Origin of the sequence: Pseudomonas xantholysinigenes, from assembly GCF_014268885.2 — a bacterium.
GTDB classification, from domain to species: Bacteria; Pseudomonadota; Gammaproteobacteria; order Pseudomonadales; family Pseudomonadaceae; genus Aquipseudomonas; species Aquipseudomonas xantholysinigenes.
Map to the genome: position 1 here is coordinate 1,287,069 of NZ_CP077095.1, position 15,432 is coordinate 1,302,500.

The window sequence follows — 15,432 nt, forward strand, 5'->3', positions numbered from 1 at the left end:
CCTGCTGGAGTATAGGAATGGAGGCTTAAGCCTTCCTGATTAATGGCACTTTGGTTTCTACCATTTGGATATGAGGGTAATAGCTGGAAGGTCTAAATGAATGTTGACAGGCTGAAGCGAGCGCGGGGCAAGCCCGCTCCCACGAATCCCTAACGGGCTCGTGGGAGCGGGCTTGCCCCGCGATGACCTCTATAGAGATCAACCCGCGACAAGCACCCGGATCGCCTCAAGGCGCAGGGCGGCTTTTTCCAGGGCCGCCAGGCTGGCTTCACGCTGCTGGCGCAGGGCGTCGATCTCGCTGTCCCGCACGCTCGGGTTGACGGCCTTGAGTGCGGTCAGGCGTGCCAGTTCTTCGTCGGTTTCGGCGGTAAGGCGCTGCTGGGCCTGGGCCACGCGTTCTTCGTGGGTGGGCAGGACCTTGGCCTCGCCGGCGGCGATGCGCTTGGCCAGCACATCGCGCTGGGCTTGGACGAACTTGTTGGCGCTGGCCTTGGGCACGCTTTCGAGCTGGTCGTTGAGGGTTTCGAAGGCCACCCGCGGACCCAGGTCGTTGCCGTTGGCATCGAGCAGGCAGCGCAGCGCCGCTGGCGGCAGGTAGCGGCCCAGCTGCAGGCTGCGCGGAGCCACCACTTCGCTGACGTAGAGCAGTTCGAGCAGCACGGTGCCGGGCTTGAGCGCCTTGTTCTTGATCAGCGCCACGGCGGTATTGCCCATCGAGCCGGACAGCACCAAGTCCATGCCGCCCTGGACCATCGGGTGCTCCCAGGTGAGGAACTGCATGTCCTCGCGCGACAGCGCCTGGCCGCGGTCGTAGGTGATGGTCACGCCTTCGTCGTCGCCCAGCGGGAAGCTGGCGTCGAGCATCTTCTCGCTCGGCTTGAGCACCAGGGCGTTTTCCGAGTGGTCCTCGCTGTCGATGCCGAAGGCGTCGAACAGGGTTTCCATGTAGATCGGCAGGGCGAACTGATCGTCCTGCTCGAGGATTGCCTCGACCAGTGCCTGACCTTCGCCGGCACCGCCGGAGTTGAGTTCCAGCAAGCGGTCGCGACCGGTGTGCAGCTCGGCCTCCAGGCGTTCGCGCTCGGCGCGGGCCTCGGCCACCAGTTTGTCCCAGCCTTTGTCGTCGCCACCAGGCAATTGCGCCAGCAGGCGCGGGCCGAACTGGTGCTGCAGGGCGTTGCCGGTCGGGCAGGTATTGAGGAAGGCGTTGAGGCCTTCGTGGTACCACTGGAACAGGCGCTGCTGCGGGCTGTCCTGCAGGTACGGGATGTGCAGCTCGATAGTGTGCTTCTGGCCGATCCGGTCGAGGCGGCCGATGCGCTGCTCGAGCAGGTCCGGGTGGGCCGGCAGGTCGAACATCACCAGGTGATGGGCGAACTGGAAGTTGCGGCCCTCGCTGCCGATCTCGGAGCAGATCAGCACCTGGGCGCCAAACTCTTCATCGGCGAAATAGGCGGCGGCGCGGTCACGCTCGAGGATGCTCATGCCCTCGTGGAACACCGTGGCCGGGATGCCGGAGCGCACGCGCAGGGCGTCTTCCAGGTCCATGGCGGTTTCGGCGTGGGCGCAGATCACCAGGACCTTGGTGCGCTTGAGCATCTTCAAGGTGTCGATCAGCCAGTCGACCCGTGGATCGAAGCGCCACCAGCGCTCGTCGTCGGCCACCTCGCCCTGGGCCTGGAAGGCCACTTCCGGGTATAGCTCGGCGCGCTCGCCTGACGGCAGCTCGGCGTATTGCACGGGGTTGGCCAGCGGGTAGGGGTGCAGTTGGCGCTCGGGGAAGCCCTGGATCGCCGCGCGGGTGTTGCGGAACAGCACGCGACCGGTGCCATGGCGGTCGAGCAGTTCGCGGATCAGGCGCGCACTGGCCTGGCTGTCGCCATCGGTGACCGCGGCCAGCAAGGCTTCGCCTTCGGCGCCAAGGAAGCCCTGGATGGTGGCGTGGGCCTTGGGCGACAGGCGGCCCTCGTCGAGCAGTTCCTGTACCGCTTCGGCCACCGGGCGATAGTTGTCGCTCTCGGCGCGGAACGCGGCCAGGTCATGGAAACGGTTGGGGTCGAGCAGGCGCAGGCGGGCGAAGTGGCTGTCCTGGCCAAGTTGCTCGGGGGTGGCGGTGAGCAGCAGCACGCCAGGGATGACCTGGGCCAGTTGCTCGACCAGGGCGTACTCGGGGCTGGCCTGTTCCTCGTGCCAGACCAGGTGGTGGGCTTCGTCGACCACCATCAGGTCCCAGCCGGCGGCGAACAGCGCGTCCTGGGCCTTTTCGTCGTCCACCAGCCACTCCAGGGCGACCAGCGCCAACTGGGCATCCTCGAACGGGTTGCTGGCGTCGCTTTCGATGAAGCGCTCGGCGTCGAACAGCGCCACTTGCAGGTTGAAGCGTCGACGCATTTCCACCAGCCATTGGTGCTGCAGGTTCTCCGGCACCAGGATCAGCACGCGGCTGGCGCGACCGGACAACAGCTGGCGGTGGATCACCAGGCCGGCCTCGATGGTCTTGCCCAGGCCCACTTCGTCGGCCAGCAATACGCGCGGGGCGATACGGTCGGCCACTTCACGGGCGATGTGCAACTGGTGGGCGATCGGTTGCGCACGCACGCCGCCCAGGCCCCACAGGTTGGAGAGCATCTGCTTGCTGGTGTGCTGCAGGGTGTTGTAACGCAGCGAGAACCACGACAACGGGTCGATCTGCCCGGCGAACAGGCGGTCGCTGGCCAGGCGGAACTGGATGAAGTTGGACAGCTGGGTCTCTGGCAGCGTGCGTGGCTGGTTCTGCGGGTCGATGCCGTGATAGACCAGCAGGCCATCGACGTCGTCGACTTCGCGCACGGTCAGCTTCCAGCCCTCGAAGTGGGTGATCTGGTCGCCCGGCGAGAAGCGCACGCGGGTCAGCGGCGCATTGCGTAGCGAGTACTGGCGGGTGTCGCCCGTGGCCGGGTAGAGCACGGTCAACAGGCGGCCATCCTGCGCCAGGATGGTCCCAAGACCGAGCTCGGCTTCGCTGTCGCTGATCCAGCGTTGCCCCGGTTGATACTGCTGCGCCATACTGCCAAAACTCCCGCGATGAAAAAGCCGGTCATGTTACCGGATCGGCTGCGTCAGACCAAAGATTACTCAAGCGAGTAAAGAGTCTAGCGTGTTCATCGACGCACACCGTCCCGTCACGAGGGCCACGCGCCACATGTTTGCCACGCACCGTTGGTTGAACCTCTCCTTGGGCCTGGGCAGCCTGGCGCTGCTGGCCGCCTGCGAACAGAAAAGCTTCGAGATCCTGCCGCCGATCCCGGTGGAGCAGCTGGAAGTGCTCGGCGTGCAGACGCCGATCAAGAGCGTGCACTTCCATGATCGCGAGGGCGAGGGCCTGTTGGTGCTAAGCCGGGCCGACGGCCAGGCCACCGACCCGGACACCGAAGAGGAGGTCGACAAGGTGGTGCTCAAGGCCACCTTGTATGGCCGCGCCGCCAGTGGCGATGCGTTCAAGTCGCGCTGGCAGATCGAACAGGAAACCACCTGCGCCGGCCTCGACCTGGATGTGGACTTCTATGCCGACGTCAGTGATGTCAGCGACCTGAACAAGGATGGCGTTGCCGAAGTGACCGTTGCCAGTCACTCCTTTTGTGGCGGTGGGATCGACCCGCACGACATCGCCATCGAAATGCGCGAAGGCCAGGCGGTGTACAGCATCACCGGGCAGTCGTTGATCACCCCACCCGGCGAGGACCCGTTCGGCGGCGAGCGCGAGGACAGTGCCTCGTTGAAGACCGCGCCACAAGTACTGCGCGAACATATGGACGCGGTATGGCAGCAGGTCTACAAGCGGCCTTGGAGCGACGCGGTCACACCGTCCGATGACGGCCCCGACGACGATGGCGAATAGCCCCAGTCTATACTGGCGGTTGTGACGCACCGCACACCGTTGCCCGCGGCTATTCAAGGCGGCGTTGCGGCGGCCGACACAGTGGCCACAGGAGACCATTGCATGCTGCCGCCGATCATCCCGCTCAGTGCCGCCCCCGTGACCTCGCAACAGGATCCGGTCAAGCCGCCGCCGACCATTCCCCCGGTGGTGCCAGCGCAGGCTGCCTCCAGTGACGCCAGCGTCGATCTCAAGCGCCATCGCGATCCCGAGGAGCAGGTACTGTTGCTGCGCGACGAGCAGCGCCGCCAGCAACAGCGGCGCGAGCAGGCCGAAGGGGAACGCTACGAGGCCATGCCGGGCGATGAAGTCAACGCCGACAACACCGTGCCGGTGGCGCCGTTGGGCGAGCGTACGCGCCAGGGCTTGCTGGTGGATATCGAAGTCTGACTAGTCAGCTTCCACGCTTGCCTGCATCATGAAGGCCTCTGCTGTCCGTCGAGCCCGCCCATGAGCCAAGACAACCTGATCGACTTCGGTGCCGAGCGCGCCAAACGTATCCACGACCTCAACGACAAGCGCCTGAACGACATGCGTCAGGCCTTCGAGCAGGCCATGCCACTGGGCCAGGCCAAGAAGAAAAAGCCCAAGGGCAAGCCCAAGAAGCGTTAAAAACTGATTCAGGTCAAACCTGCACCCGCCTTGCGTGCCCGGCCCCGGGCACCTTTGACTCCGGTCAATTTTCCCCCTCCCACCATTGGTTACCTTGCACCCATCGGATGACGGCACACCAAGGGAGGGGCCGACATGTTCTTCGACAACGTGGTTATCGCAGGTGTGGTAACGGTCGGATTGATGTTGGCGTTCTTCGCCGGTCTGGGCATTTTCATCTGGAAGGATTCGAAAAAGCGCAATCAGCGCTGAATCGTTCCGGGTTCACGAGCACGCAAGGCATTTAGGGCGACTTCGGTCGCCCATTTTTTTTGCCTGGATTTTCTCATGGCGGTACCGCTCGGTTGGGATTCTGCAAAAAACAAGATGAGTAGCTAGCTAATTATATGGCTGCGCTTTATCCTGCCTGCCATTGTCTATCTTTCTTCCTACCAGCCCAGCGTCCCCAAGGTCCGTTTCGTGCCCATCACCTTCCAGGTCCTGTTCGCACCCAGTCGCCTTGCCGTCACGTTTGCCATCAAGACTTTGCTTGGTGGCGGCCTGGCGTTGTGGTTGGCCATGCGCTGGGGTCTGGAGCAGCCTTCCTGGGCATTGATGACCGCCTTCATCGTCGCCCAGCCATTGTCGGGCATGGTGGTGCAGAAGGGCCTGGCGCGGCTGGCCGGCACACTGGTCGGTACCTGCATGTCGGTGCTGTTCATCGGCCTGTTCGCCCAGACGCCCTGGCTGTTCCTGCTGACCCTGGCCCTGTGGCTGGCGCTGTGTACCGCCGCCTCGACCCAACTGCGCAGCGCCTGGGCCTATGCCTTCGTGCTGGCCGGTTACACGGTGGCAATCATTGCCTTGCCGGCGATCGACCATCCCTTGCAGGTGTTCGACCAGGCGGTGGCGCGTTGTACCGAGATCTGCCTGGGCATCTGTTGCGCCACGGCCAGTAGCGCGCTGATCTGGCCGATGCGGGTCGAGCAGCAGCTCGCCGTGCAGGCGCGCCAGGCCTGGCAGAATGGCCTGCAGGCGGCCAGCGCCATGCTCGGTGGCGAAGACCAGGCCCGCCAGGGTTTGCTCGACAGTCTCGGGCGTATCGTCGCCATCGACGCCCAGCGCGAGCATGCCTGGTTCGAGGGTAATCGCGGTCGCCAACGGGCCCGGGCGATTCGTGGCCTGAGCCAAGCACTGATGGTGTTGTTGCGGATTTCCCGATCAGTGCGCCGACAGTGGCGGCAATTGGACGACGCCGAGGCCGTGCACCTGGCACCCTGGCTGGACGAGGCCCGTGCCGGGTTGGCCAGCGCTGATCAAGCCAGCCTGCTGCTGCTGCGCCAGCGAGTGTGGGATGCGGCCCATGATGAACGGATCAGCGCTGCCGAGCATTATGGGCTGGCGCGTCTGACCCTGCTGCTGGACTACGCCATGGCCGCCACCCAGGCGCTTGAGGATGTGGAGCAGGGCAGGGCGCCCAAGAACGTGTCGCAACGCTTGGCTGCCCATCGCGACTTGCCCCTGGCCTTGTTGTTCGGAGCGCGCAGCGCCTTGGCATTCCTGGCCATGAGCAGCTTCTGGCTGGCCACCGCCTGGCCCTCGGCGCCGGGCGGGCTGGTGTTGACCTGCGTGGTCTGCAGCTTGTTCGCCAGTCGCGAGAACGGCGCGCAGATCGGCCTCAGTTTCTTGCGCGGGATTGTCCTGGCGATCCCGCTGGCGTTCCTGGTGGGGCAGATCCTGCTGCCACAGTGGAGCAGCTTCGCCATGCTCTGTCTGGGCATGGGCGTGCCGCTGTTCTTCGGTGCACTGGGCATGGCCCATCCCCGTACCGGAGCCACTGCCACATCCTATTGCCTGCATTTCGTCGTGTTGGTGGCACCGCTCAACGCCATGCATTTCGATGTGGCCAGCATGCTCAACAGCGCCCAGGCCATGTTGCTGGGCGTGGGGGCGGCGGTCCTGGCGTTTCGCCTGTTGGTGCTGCGCCACCCGGCCTGGCTTGGCCGGCGCCTGCGCGCCGCCACGCAGAGCGACCTGGTGCGCCTCACGCGGCGCGACCTGCGGGGCGCCGACAGTTGGTTCGGCGGGCGCATGGCTGACCGTTTGATGCAACTGGCACGGCATGCCAGCGAGCTGCCCGAGGCCGAGCGCCGGCGTTGGGACGACGGCCTGCATGGCCTCGACATCGGCGATGAACTGGTGCACCTGCGTATGTGCCTGGCCATGGCCCAGGCGCCTCTGGGCCATGCCGAGCGCCAGTACCTGCAACAGCTCGAGGCGGTGCTCGCCAATGGCCCGGCGCCGGGCCGTGGTCAGCGCCTGGACGCTGCCAGCGAGCAGTTCATCGAGGCTTTGCGCCAGCAGCCGCCCAGCGACCCGCTGCGCCTGGCGATCGGCGCGGTGCTGCAATTGCGCAAGAGCTGGGGCAAGTGGTGCCGCTGGCAGGAGGATGTCCATGGGCATGCGTGAGTGGGCGCTGGGCGGGGTGCTGCTCAGCCCGTTCCTGATCTATGTCGTGATGGCCCTGGTGCTGACCGGGCTGTTGCGCTTCGTCGTGCAGGCCACGCCCCTGGGGCGCTGGATCTGGCATGAAGCGCTGTTCGACACAGCATTGTTCGTGTGTGTGCTGTACCTGGTGGTGCGGCTGTTTGGCCCTTTGTGAGGAGTAAGTCGATGCGTGCAGCCGTACGTACCCTGGTCACCCTGTGCTTGGTGGCGGTCGCTGTATTTGCCGGTTATCAGCTCTGGCAGTACTACATGCTCACGCCCTGGACCCGGGATGCCCGGGTGCGGGCCGACGTGGTGGTGATTGCTCCGGATGTGTCGGGTTGGGTCAGCGCGCTCAAGGTGCATGACAACCAGCAGGTCAAGGCCGGCGACTTGCTGATGAGCATCGACCGTGAGCGTTTCCAGGCGGCGTTCGACCAGGCCAGCGCGGTGGTCGAGACCCGTACCCAGCAATTGCGCCTGCGTGATCGCGAAGCCGCCCGGCGCACTGCGCTGGGGCCGGAGGCGATCAGCGCCGAGCTGCGTGAGAACGCCCAGATCAACGCCGCCGTCGCCCGTGGCGAACTGCATGAGGCCGAGGCGCAGTTGCAGGTGGCGAAGATCAACCTGGCCCGCAGCGAAGTGCGCGCTCCGCGGGGCGGGCATATCACCAACCTGCGCCTGGCCGAGGGTAACTTCGTCAACACCGGACAATCGGTAATGGCCCTGGTGGACGATGCCACCTTTTATATCCAGGCGTATTTCGAGGAGACCAAGTTGCCGCGGATTCGCGTTGGCGATCCGGTCAAGGTCTGGCTGATGGGCGCGGGCGAAGCGATGCAGGGGCATGTCGAGAGCATCAGCCGCGGCATCACTGACCGCAACTCGACCCCGGACGGACAACTGCTGCCCGAGGTGGAACCGACTTTCAACTGGGTGCGGCTGGCGCAGCGGATCCCGGTGCGCATCCGCTTGGACCAGGTTCCCGAAGAGGTGACCTTGAGCGCCGGGATGACCGCCAGCGTGCAGGTGCACGAGGTGCGATAAGGCAAGCGTATGGTATCGGGGCAACACTACCTCGAGCGGCGATGACCGCTGGGGAATTGCCCCTGATACACCGAGCTCAAGGCTGCTGAGCGGTGGCCGCCAGCACGATCTCGCGGATGCACACCTGCTGCGGCTGCTGGTAGGCCCAGACGATCGCCCCGGCCACATCCTCCGCCGCCAGCACCACGCCGCCCATGTCGTTGGCCTTCCACGCCTCGTAGTCGCGCTTGATGCCTTCATCGGTGGTATGCCCGAGCAACTCGGTTTCCACTGCGCCAGGGGCGATGGTCACCACCCGCACATTGTGCGGTGCCAGTTCTTCGCGCAGGTTTTCCGACAACCCATGCACGGCGAACTTGCTGCCCACATAGGCGACATGGTTAGGGAAGGTCTTGCGCCCGGCCACCGAACTGACGTTGATCAGCGTGCCCCGACGGCGTTCGATCATGCCGCCGACCAGCGCATGCACGCCGTTGAGCAAGCCCTTGACGTTGATGTCGAACATACGCTCCCACTGTTCTGGATCTTGCTCGTGCATCTGCCCCAGCAGCATCACGCCGGCGTTGTTCACCAACGCGTCGGCTGGGCCGTGCAGCGCCTCGGCTTCATGCACTGCGGCGAGCAGCGCCGCGCGATCGCGGATGTCCACGGCGCGGCACAGGCAGTTTGGCAGCGCCAGGGCCTCGAGGCGTTCCAGGCGCCGGGCGAGGAGCAGCAACGGATGGCCAGCGGCGCTGAACAGGCGGGCGGTGGCGGCGCCGATGCCGGAGCTGGCGCCGGTGATGATGATCAGAGGTTTGTTCATGGTTGCCTCCCAGGCATAATCGCTTTCGATGGCCAGGATTCTAAGTAGCGCTCGCTACCATGAAAAACGGCTTATTTCTCTGGCTGGCATCGGTTTTATCTATGGATATCCGTCATCTCAAGGCATTCATCGCGGTTTTCGAAGCGCGCAACATCACTGTAGCCGCCCAGCGCCTGTGCGTGGCCCAGCCGACCTTGTCGGTGACCATTCGCCAACTGGAGGAGGATCTGGGTGCCGAACTGTTCCTGCGCCAGGCCCGTGGGGTCGACGTCAGCGAACAGGCGCGCGAGTTGTATCCCCAGGCCTGTCGCATGGTCGCCGAGGCCGAGGCGTTGCGCCGGCGGTTTCGCCTGGGGCAGGAGCGGGTGTCGTTGGCGCTGGGCGTCGAGGCCGATATCGCACCGACCCAGGTCGAGGCCTGTGTGCGCCTGGCCAGCCAGGCGGTGGCCGGGTTGCAATTGACCTTGCTGGAGGGTTGTGACGGCGATGTGCGGCTGGCCGACGAGGCCCAGCGCTGCGAGGACGAACTGTTCCTGTCGCTGTGGGACGAAGCGTTCGTGTTGGTGACGGCCAGCGGCAGCCAGCCGGACGGGCGCTGGATCAGTTGTCCGCAGCACCCTTCGCACCAGCGCTTGATGGGCTTGTATGGCGAGGGCGAACAGGTCGGCCAGGCCGGTTCGTTGCACTTGGCTCTGGCCATGGTCGCCGCCGGGCAGGGCGCGGCCTGGTTGCCGCAATCCCTGGCCGAGCGCTGCCCGGGTGTCTACTGGCAATCAGGCAGCGGCCTGGCGCTGCGGCGTCGGGTCGGGCTGTGCATCTCCCATGAAGCCTTGGCCCTGCCCGCCGTGGCGGCGTTGCATCAGGCCCTCGGTCGCCTGTAGGCGCGGCCTTGTGCCACGAATCAGGAACTGTGCATTGACTGAACAACGCCTAGAGGAACATCCCCCCAGACACCTCCAGCCGCTGCCCCGTGATCCAGCCATTCCCGTCCTCAAGCAACAGGGCGATGGCCGCGCCGATATCATCGGGCAGGCCGACGCGTCTCAGCGCCGTGTTGTCGGCGATATAGTCGTTGACCTGCTGGTTGTCGCGCACCACGCCGCCGCCGAAATCGGTCTCGATGGCCCCCGGGGCCAGGATGTTCACGCGGATGCCGCGTGCACCCAGCTCCTTGGCCTGGTAGCGGGTCAGCACTTCCATCGCCCCCTTCATGGCCGCGTAGGCGGCATAGCCGGGCAAGGCGAAGCGGGTCAAGCCGGTGGAGATGTTGACGATGCGCCCGCCATCGGCGAGCAGCGGCAGCAGGCGTTGGGTCAGGAAGAACGGGCCTTTGAGCTGGATGTTCAGCAGTTGGTCGAACTGCGCTTCGCTGGTTTCGCTGAAGGGCACGTTCAGGCCGATGCCGGCGTTGTTCACCAGATAGTCCAGTTGGCGCCGGCCGAACTGCTGCTCGAGGGTGTCGCCAAGGCGCGTGACGAAGGCGGCGAAGCTGGCGCTGTCGCTGACATCCAGCTGCAGCATCGTGGCGCGCACGCCGGTTTGTTGCAGCGCGGCGGCCACGGCACGGGCCTCGTCGGCTTTGCTGTGGTAGGTGCCGATGATGTCGATGCCGCGGGCGGCCAGGTGTTCGGCGGTGTGCTTGCCCAAGCCGCGGCTGGCGCCGGTGATCAGTGCGATCTTGCGAGTCATGTCGGTTACCTCGGTATGTGGGGTGGCTGACGACAAGGTTATTGATCGGGAAGTGGCTGTTAAATCCACGGAATCCGGAAATACTGTTCGGTAAATCCAGATAATAGAGCCCCGTGATGAACAAGCTTGACCTGCTGCGCACTTTTGTCAGAGTCAGCGAACTCAGCAGTTTCACCCTCGCCGGCGAGAGCCTGGGCCTGCCACGCTCGACTGTGTCCGAACAGGTTCGGGCGTTGGAGAACCTGCTGGGCACGCGCTTGTTCAACCGCACCACCCGTCGGGTACAGACAACCCAGGATGGCGCCTTGTTGTACGAGCGCAGCAAGGACCTGCTGTCGGGCATGGACGAGATCGAAAGCCTGTTCAGCGCCGATGACGCCGAGCTTGCCGGGCGCCTGCGCATCGACCTGCCAACCATGATGGCGCGGCGCTTGATCGTGCCGGCCTTGCCGCAGTTTCTCGAACGTTTTCCGCGGCTGGATGTGGAAATCAGCTGCACCGACCGTCAGGTCGATCTGCTGCGCGAAGGTTTCGACTGCGTGATGCGCATTGGCGCCTTGAGCGACCTGGATGTGGTGGCGCGACCGGTAGGGCAGTTGAGCATGCGCAACTGCGCCAGCCCCGGGTACCTCGAGCGCTTTGGCGTACCGCGCCATCTTGAGGACCTGGCCAGCCATCGCCTGGTCCACTATGTGCGCAACCTCGGCGCGCGCAGCCAGGGCTTCGAGTACCAGGTAGGGGGCCAACTGCGTTTCCAGGCCATGGCCGGGGTGGTCACGGTGAATAACGCCGAAGCCTATTCCGCTGCCTGCCTGGCCGGCCTCGGGTTGATCCAGGTGCCGGCGGTCGGCGTCGATGAGCATCTACGCCGGGGCGACCTGGTGTCGCTGCTCGAGCCCTGGCAGGCGCGGGCCATGCCGGTATCGCTTTTGTATGCTCGCCAGCGCCATGTGCCGCGCCGGGTCCAGGCGTTCATGGGCTGGTTGGCGGGATTGCTGGCGGCGCAGGTCGATCCTGTGGCAAGTGAACACTGAACCGGATGCCTGGGCGCCGAAGAGGATTCGACACTTCAGCCCGGCGGAGCGGGCCGCATGTGTGAAAAACCTTGGCGAACGCTCTGGCACATGGGGTAGGCTGGCACCTGCGCGTTGCCCGCCAGAGGCGACCGCTTGCCAGGCGTGCGTCACTTCCGAATCTTTGCGAGGTAACGTCATGGCTATCACTTCCCAGGACATCTGCAACGCCGCCGACCAGCTCAAGGGCTTTGTCGGTTTCCACGGCAAGCGCGGTACCCATATCGTGCGGTTTTCCGAAGATGCGTTCGGCATGGATGTGGCCGATGACAGCATCACCCCCAGCTGTGAATTCGTCTGGCGGCCCGAGGCCGGCACCCGCATGGCGTTGTGCCGGGCGCGCCTGGCGCTGCTGCTTGAGCAACACGTGGACGACCGCTTGAACATCGGCGAGCCCTTGCGGCTTTACCTACGCCGTGCCGATCTGCCGGAGATCGTGGCCGAGCGCAACGTGCGTCAGCTCACGTCCTGACGCGCTTCGCGCCCTGCCAGCAGTGCCTCGAAGCCTGCGCGGTCCACCGGCTTGCTCAGGTAATACCCCTGCACTTCGTGGCACTGCTCGTTGCCCAGCGCCTTCAATTGCTGCTCGGTCTCCACCCCTTCGGCGGTCACCGTCAGGCCCATGGCCTTGCCCAGGTTGATGATGGCCTGGACCACCGCCCGGTCGTTGCCGGTCTGGTTGCTCAGCCCGGCGATGAAGCGCTTGTCGATCTTGATGCTGTCGAATGGATAGGTGCGCAGGTAGCCCAGCGACGAATAGCCGGTGCCGAAGTCATCCATGTTCAGGCGCACCCCGAGCTCCTTGAGGGCCAGCATGGTACCCAGGGCGCCTTCGATATCGTTGAGCATCACGTTCTCGGTGATTTCCAGCTCCAGGCGCTGGGCCGGGAAGCCGGTCTGCAGCAGGGTCTGGCGTACATCGGCGACCACGTCGCTGCGGGAGAACTGCGCCGGTGACAGGTTGACCGACACCACCAGCTCCTCGGGCCAGTCGCGGGCCGTGCGGCAAGCCTCGGCCAGCACCCAGCGGCCGAGGGGCACGATCAAGTCGCTCTGCTCGGCCAGCGGGATGAAGGTGTCCGGCCCGAGCAGGCCTTCCTGCGGGTGCTGCCAGCGCAGCAGCGCCTCGACCGAGACGATCTGCAGGTCATTCAGGCGGTAGCGCGGCTGGTAGTGCAGGACGAACTCATGCTGCTTGATGGCGCGGCGCAGGTCGTTTTCCAGTTGCCGGCGGTACTGGATCTGCTGGTTCATCTCCGGGGAGAAGTAGCGCCAGGTATTTTTGCCATCGGCCTTGGCCTGGTACAGGGCGATATCGGCGCAGCGGATCAGCTCGCCGGCATCGAAGCCCTGGGCCCGCGCCTGGGCGATACCGACGCTGGCGCCGATGTGCAGTTGGTGTTCCTCGAAGGTGATGGGTTGTTGCAACAGGTCGATCAGGCGGGCGCAGAAACGGTCGATCTCGCTGCGGTTGTCCAGCCCGTGCAGCACCAGGACGAACTCGTCGCCGCCCAGGCGCGCCACTAGGTCGCCGTCACGGGTGCTCTCGCGCAGGCGCGTGGCCACTTCCTGCAGTACCGCGTCGCCGGCCGGATGACCGAGGGAGTCGTTGATCGGCTTGAAACTGTCCAGGTCGAGCAGCAGCAGGGCCAGGGGTGGTGCCTCGCTGCCACGCAGCAGGGCCTGTTCCAGATGGCGCGAGAGTTTGTTGCGGTTGGGCAGGCCGGTCAGCGCATCGTGCATCGACAGATGCTGGATGCGCGCATGGGCGGCGACCTCGTCGGTGATGTCGCTGGCGGTACCGCGATAGCCGGCGAGATGGCCTTCGAGCAGGATCGAGCGCGCGGAAATCCGGCAGTAACGGTTCTGCCCTGTGGGATCGCGGTAGTTGCAGCGCAGGTTGGCCAGTTGCTGCGGATCGCTGTCGGCCTGGGTGTCGAGCCAGGGCAGCAGGGGGGTGGTGTCGCAGGACAATAGTTGGTTCAGCGGTTGGCCGAGCCAATCCTCGACACGGTAGCCGGTGACGCTGACGAAGCGCTGTGACAGGTAGGTCAGGCGGTGATGACGGTCGGTTTCCCAGATCCAGTCGGAGGCAGCCTCGGCCACGGCACGAAAGCGCTGCTCGCTGGCCTCCAGGGCGCGGTTGCTTTGCTGCAGGCGCAGCAGGCTCTGGTCGATGGCCTGGGAACTGCGCAGGGCATGGCGGAACAGGTACAGCAGCACCAGGCCCAGTACCAGCAGCACGCCCAGCAGCGGCGGCAGGACCGCCCAGAGCAACTGGTTGCCCGGGCGCGGGCTGTCCCACGCCAGGTGGTAGCCGGTCTCGCCCAGGGCTATATGCGGCTGCCGCTGGCTGTCCGGGTTGTTCTTTTCCAGGCGCATGCGCATCAACCCCGCGCCTTGGCCCAGATGTTCCAGCTTGGCCTCGGTCAACTGGTCGACGAAGATCATTACCGGTGCCTGGCTGACTTCGCTTTCGAGCACGTCCTTGTCCGGGCGGATGGCGGCGGCACTGAGCACCGCCGGCCAACCGTTGAAACGCACGAAGTGGGTGACCTGCTCGCGGGCCGGGGCGGCCTTGCGGGCTTCGGCGATGATCGGGGCTAGGGGGCTATCTATATAGGCGCCGGCCGCCGAGTCGGTGGGTTTGCCCTTGAACAGCGCGTAGGTGGTGCGAGTGTCCTCTACCACGAACACGCCTTCATAGCCGCTGGCGCTGAACAGTGACTCACCGACGTTCTTTTCTTCGTAGGCCCACTGCCAGTCGACCTTGCCGACCAGGTGTTCCTGGGCGGCGTCCCAGACCGCGTAGCTCGAGAGGAACTGGCGCGAGGCGAGCAGCCGTTGCTCCAGCGCCTGGGTGGCGTGGAAGGTGCTCCGTTGTTGTTCCTGGCGATCAAGGGTCGCGGCGATGTTGAACAAAGCCCCCAGGGCGATCAGGCAGGCGAGGCCGAACAGCGCGCAGAAACCACCGACCAGGCGACGTACCTGCAGGCGGGAGGTGGGGCTTGAAGGTGAAAGGTCGGCGTTCCTGTCCATGTACGGGCGACTCCTTCAACAGCAGTCTTCCGCCCGGGGCCTGGGGGAAGGTTCACTCAGGATAGGCCAGCTTGAGCGGGGTGACCTCGCCGTGGGCGAAATTGACCTGGTCGCGGCCCTGGCGCTTGGCGGTGTACAAGGCCTTGTCGGCTTCCTCCAGCCATTGCTCCGGGGAGCCCAGGCTGGGCCGGAAGTCCGCCAGGCCAATGCTCAGGGTAATGCGCAGCGCCGGCAGTTGCGGGTTGCGGTAGGCGCCCACCCGCTCGCGCAGGCGCTCCATCGCCTGGCAAGCCTGGGCCTCATGGGTGCCCGGCAGGATCACGCAGAACTCGTCGCCGCCATAGCGTCCGGCCAGGTCGTCTTCACGCAGGTTGCGCCGTAGTTCCTGGCTGAGCTGGCGCAGCACGCAATCGCCGACCACATGGCCGTAGGTATCGTTGATGGTCTTGAAGTGGTCGATATCGATCAGCGCCACCACGGCGGGCAACTGTTGTTGCCGGCAGATCTGGAACTTGAGCAGCAGCGTGTCTTTCCAGGAGCCATGATTGAGTAGGCCGGTGAGGCTGTCGGTACGGCTCAGCGCGCTGAGGCGGCGCTTGTGCTCGGCCAGCTTGATCGCCAGTTGGTAGCACACCCAGCCCAGGGCCAGGGGGTAGAGAGTGAGCATCGGCAGGCAGGCGAGGATCTGCAGCGACGAGGCTTGCAGTTGCAGACCGCTGCCGAGCAAGGCAGTAGCTAGCAGCATGCCGCACACCTGGGCCAGCAGGCCCCGCAGCAGCACGCGC

General features: G+C 65.3%; 15 protein-coding genes (1 of these 15 cut by a window edge). 10 read left to right on the top strand and 5 right to left on the bottom strand.

The features are described from left to right. Positions 1–198: 198 nt before the first annotated feature. Positions 199–3,045, bottom strand: coding sequence for an RNA polymerase-associated protein RapA (rapA, locus tag HU772_RS05910; RefSeq protein ID WP_186662252.1), 2,847 nt, complete (start codon positions 3,043–3,045; stop codon positions 199–201). A gap of 136 nt (positions 3,046–3,181) precedes the next feature. On the opposite strand from rapA, the gene HU772_RS05915 reads away from it, so the two are divergent. From HU772_RS05915 to HU772_RS05940, 7 genes are all read left to right on the top strand, one after another. Continuing rightward, entirely contained in the window at positions 3,182–3,877 is a 696-nt protein-coding gene (locus HU772_RS05915) for a M949_RS01915 family surface polysaccharide biosynthesis protein (protein ID WP_186662251.1), read from the top strand. Between the two features lie 102 nt (positions 3,878–3,979). Further along, positions 3,980–4,306, top strand: coding sequence for an aspartate-semialdehyde dehydrogenase (locus HU772_RS05920; protein ID WP_186662250.1), 327 nt, complete (start codon positions 3,980–3,982; stop codon positions 4,304–4,306). 60 nt (positions 4,307–4,366) lie between these two features. Continuing rightward, positions 4,367–4,528, top strand: coding sequence for a hypothetical protein (locus HU772_RS05925; RefSeq protein ID WP_186662249.1), 162 nt, complete (start codon positions 4,367–4,369; stop codon positions 4,526–4,528). Between the two features lie 135 nt (positions 4,529–4,663). Then, the gene (gene ccoM, locus HU772_RS25100) at positions 4,664–4,780 is read left to right on the top strand and encodes a cytochrome c oxidase subunit CcoM (RefSeq protein ID WP_023629476.1); all 117 of its coding nucleotides are present in this window, start codon (positions 4,664–4,666) and stop codon (positions 4,778–4,780) included. A gap of 207 nt (positions 4,781–4,987) precedes the next feature. Then, positions 4,988–6,976 carry an FUSC family protein gene (locus tag HU772_RS05930; protein ID WP_186662248.1) on the top strand — a complete coding sequence of 663 codons (1,989 nt, stop codon included), beginning with the start codon at positions 4,988–4,990 and terminating at the stop codon, positions 6,974–6,976. After that, positions 6,963–7,169 carry a DUF1656 domain-containing protein gene (locus HU772_RS05935; protein WP_186662247.1) on the top strand — a complete coding sequence of 69 codons (207 nt, stop codon included), beginning with the start codon at positions 6,963–6,965 and terminating at the stop codon, positions 7,167–7,169. Before HU772_RS05930 ends, HU772_RS05935 begins: the two co-directional genes overlap by 14 nt. An 11-nt stretch (positions 7,170–7,180) precedes the next feature. Continuing rightward, complete coding sequence (locus tag HU772_RS05940) at positions 7,181–8,041, top strand: efflux RND transporter periplasmic adaptor subunit (protein WP_186662246.1); 861 nt, start codon at positions 7,181–7,183, stop codon at positions 8,039–8,041. Between the two features lie 76 nt (positions 8,042–8,117). Here the strand turns inward: HU772_RS05940 and HU772_RS05945 are convergent, their stop codons facing one another. Beyond that, positions 8,118–8,846 (bottom strand): SDR family oxidoreductase, encoded by a 729-nt coding sequence (locus HU772_RS05945; RefSeq protein ID WP_186662245.1) that lies wholly within the window; start codon positions 8,844–8,846, stop codon positions 8,118–8,120. Between the two features lie 101 nt (positions 8,847–8,947). On the opposite strand from HU772_RS05945, the gene HU772_RS05950 reads away from it, so the two are divergent. After that, the gene (locus HU772_RS05950) at positions 8,948–9,727 is read left to right on the top strand and encodes a LysR family transcriptional regulator (protein ID WP_186662244.1); all 780 of its coding nucleotides are present in this window, start codon (positions 8,948–8,950) and stop codon (positions 9,725–9,727) included. Between the two features lie 49 nt (positions 9,728–9,776). Here HU772_RS05950 and HU772_RS05955 read toward each other — a convergent pair whose 3' ends face one another. Further along, positions 9,777–10,535 carry an SDR family NAD(P)-dependent oxidoreductase gene (locus tag HU772_RS05955; protein WP_186662243.1) on the bottom strand — a complete coding sequence of 253 codons (759 nt, stop codon included), beginning with the start codon at positions 10,533–10,535 and terminating at the stop codon, positions 9,777–9,779. A 116-nt stretch (positions 10,536–10,651) separates the two neighbouring features. On the opposite strand from HU772_RS05955, the gene HU772_RS05960 reads away from it, so the two are divergent. Together HU772_RS05960 and HU772_RS05965 are read left to right on the top strand one after the other, a co-directional pair. Beyond that, positions 10,652–11,569 carry a LysR family transcriptional regulator gene (locus HU772_RS05960; RefSeq protein WP_186662242.1) on the top strand — a complete coding sequence of 306 codons (918 nt, stop codon included), beginning with the start codon at positions 10,652–10,654 and terminating at the stop codon, positions 11,567–11,569. A gap of 178 nt (positions 11,570–11,747) precedes the next feature. After that, entirely contained in the window at positions 11,748–12,080 is a 333-nt protein-coding gene (locus HU772_RS05965) for a DUF2025 family protein (protein ID WP_186662241.1), read from the top strand. Here the strand turns inward: HU772_RS05965 and HU772_RS05970 are convergent. Both HU772_RS05970 and HU772_RS05975 read right to left on the bottom strand, forming a co-directional pair. Next, the gene (locus HU772_RS05970; RefSeq protein ID WP_186662240.1) at positions 12,065–14,647 is read right to left on the bottom strand and encodes a bifunctional diguanylate cyclase/phosphodiesterase; all 2,583 of its coding nucleotides are present in this window, start codon (positions 14,645–14,647) and stop codon (positions 12,065–12,067) included. The two genes, HU772_RS05965 and HU772_RS05970, sit on opposite strands and share 16 nt — an antisense overlap. 52 nt (positions 14,648–14,699) lie before the next feature. After that, positions 14,700–15,432, bottom strand: the 3' portion of a protein-coding gene (locus HU772_RS05975; protein WP_186662239.1) for a diguanylate cyclase. 344 nt of this gene lie beyond the right edge of the window; 733 of the gene's 1,077 nt are visible here — the last part of the coding sequence; its start codon lies off the right edge, out of view; the stop codon is at positions 14,700–14,702.

What these genes read in the sequence shown, in the direction of transcription:
- rapA (WP_186662252.1), bottom strand. Translation starts at nt 3,045, where the DNA reads ATGGCGCAGCAGTATCAACCGGGGCAACGCTGGATCAGCGACAGCGAA.
- HU772_RS05915 (WP_186662251.1), top strand. Translation starts at nt 3,182, where the DNA reads ATGTTTGCCACGCACCGTTGGTTGAACCTCTCCTTGGGCCTGGGCAGC.
- HU772_RS05920 (WP_186662250.1), top strand. Translation starts at nt 3,980, where the DNA reads ATGCTGCCGCCGATCATCCCGCTCAGTGCCGCCCCCGTGACCTCGCAA.
- HU772_RS05925 (WP_186662249.1), top strand. Translation starts at nt 4,367, where the DNA reads ATGAGCCAAGACAACCTGATCGACTTCGGTGCCGAGCGCGCCAAACGT.
- ccoM (WP_023629476.1), top strand. Translation starts at nt 4,664, where the DNA reads ATGTTCTTCGACAACGTGGTTATCGCAGGTGTGGTAACGGTCGGATTG.
- HU772_RS05935 (WP_186662247.1), top strand. Translation starts at nt 6,963, where the DNA reads ATGGGCATGCGTGAGTGGGCGCTGGGCGGGGTGCTGCTCAGCCCGTTC.
- HU772_RS05940 (WP_186662246.1), top strand. Translation starts at nt 7,181, where the DNA reads ATGCGTGCAGCCGTACGTACCCTGGTCACCCTGTGCTTGGTGGCGGTC.
- HU772_RS05945 (WP_186662245.1), bottom strand. Translation starts at nt 8,846, where the DNA reads ATGAACAAACCTCTGATCATCATCACCGGCGCCAGCTCCGGCATCGGC.
- HU772_RS05950 (WP_186662244.1), top strand. Translation starts at nt 8,948, where the DNA reads ATGGATATCCGTCATCTCAAGGCATTCATCGCGGTTTTCGAAGCGCGC.
- HU772_RS05955 (WP_186662243.1), bottom strand. Translation starts at nt 10,535, where the DNA reads ATGACTCGCAAGATCGCACTGATCACCGGCGCCAGCCGCGGCTTGGGC.
- HU772_RS05960 (WP_186662242.1), top strand. Translation starts at nt 10,652, where the DNA reads ATGAACAAGCTTGACCTGCTGCGCACTTTTGTCAGAGTCAGCGAACTC.
- HU772_RS05965 (WP_186662241.1), top strand. Translation starts at nt 11,748, where the DNA reads ATGGCTATCACTTCCCAGGACATCTGCAACGCCGCCGACCAGCTCAAG.
- HU772_RS05970 (WP_186662240.1), bottom strand. Translation starts at nt 14,647, where the DNA reads ATGGACAGGAACGCCGACCTTTCACCTTCAAGCCCCACCTCCCGCCTG.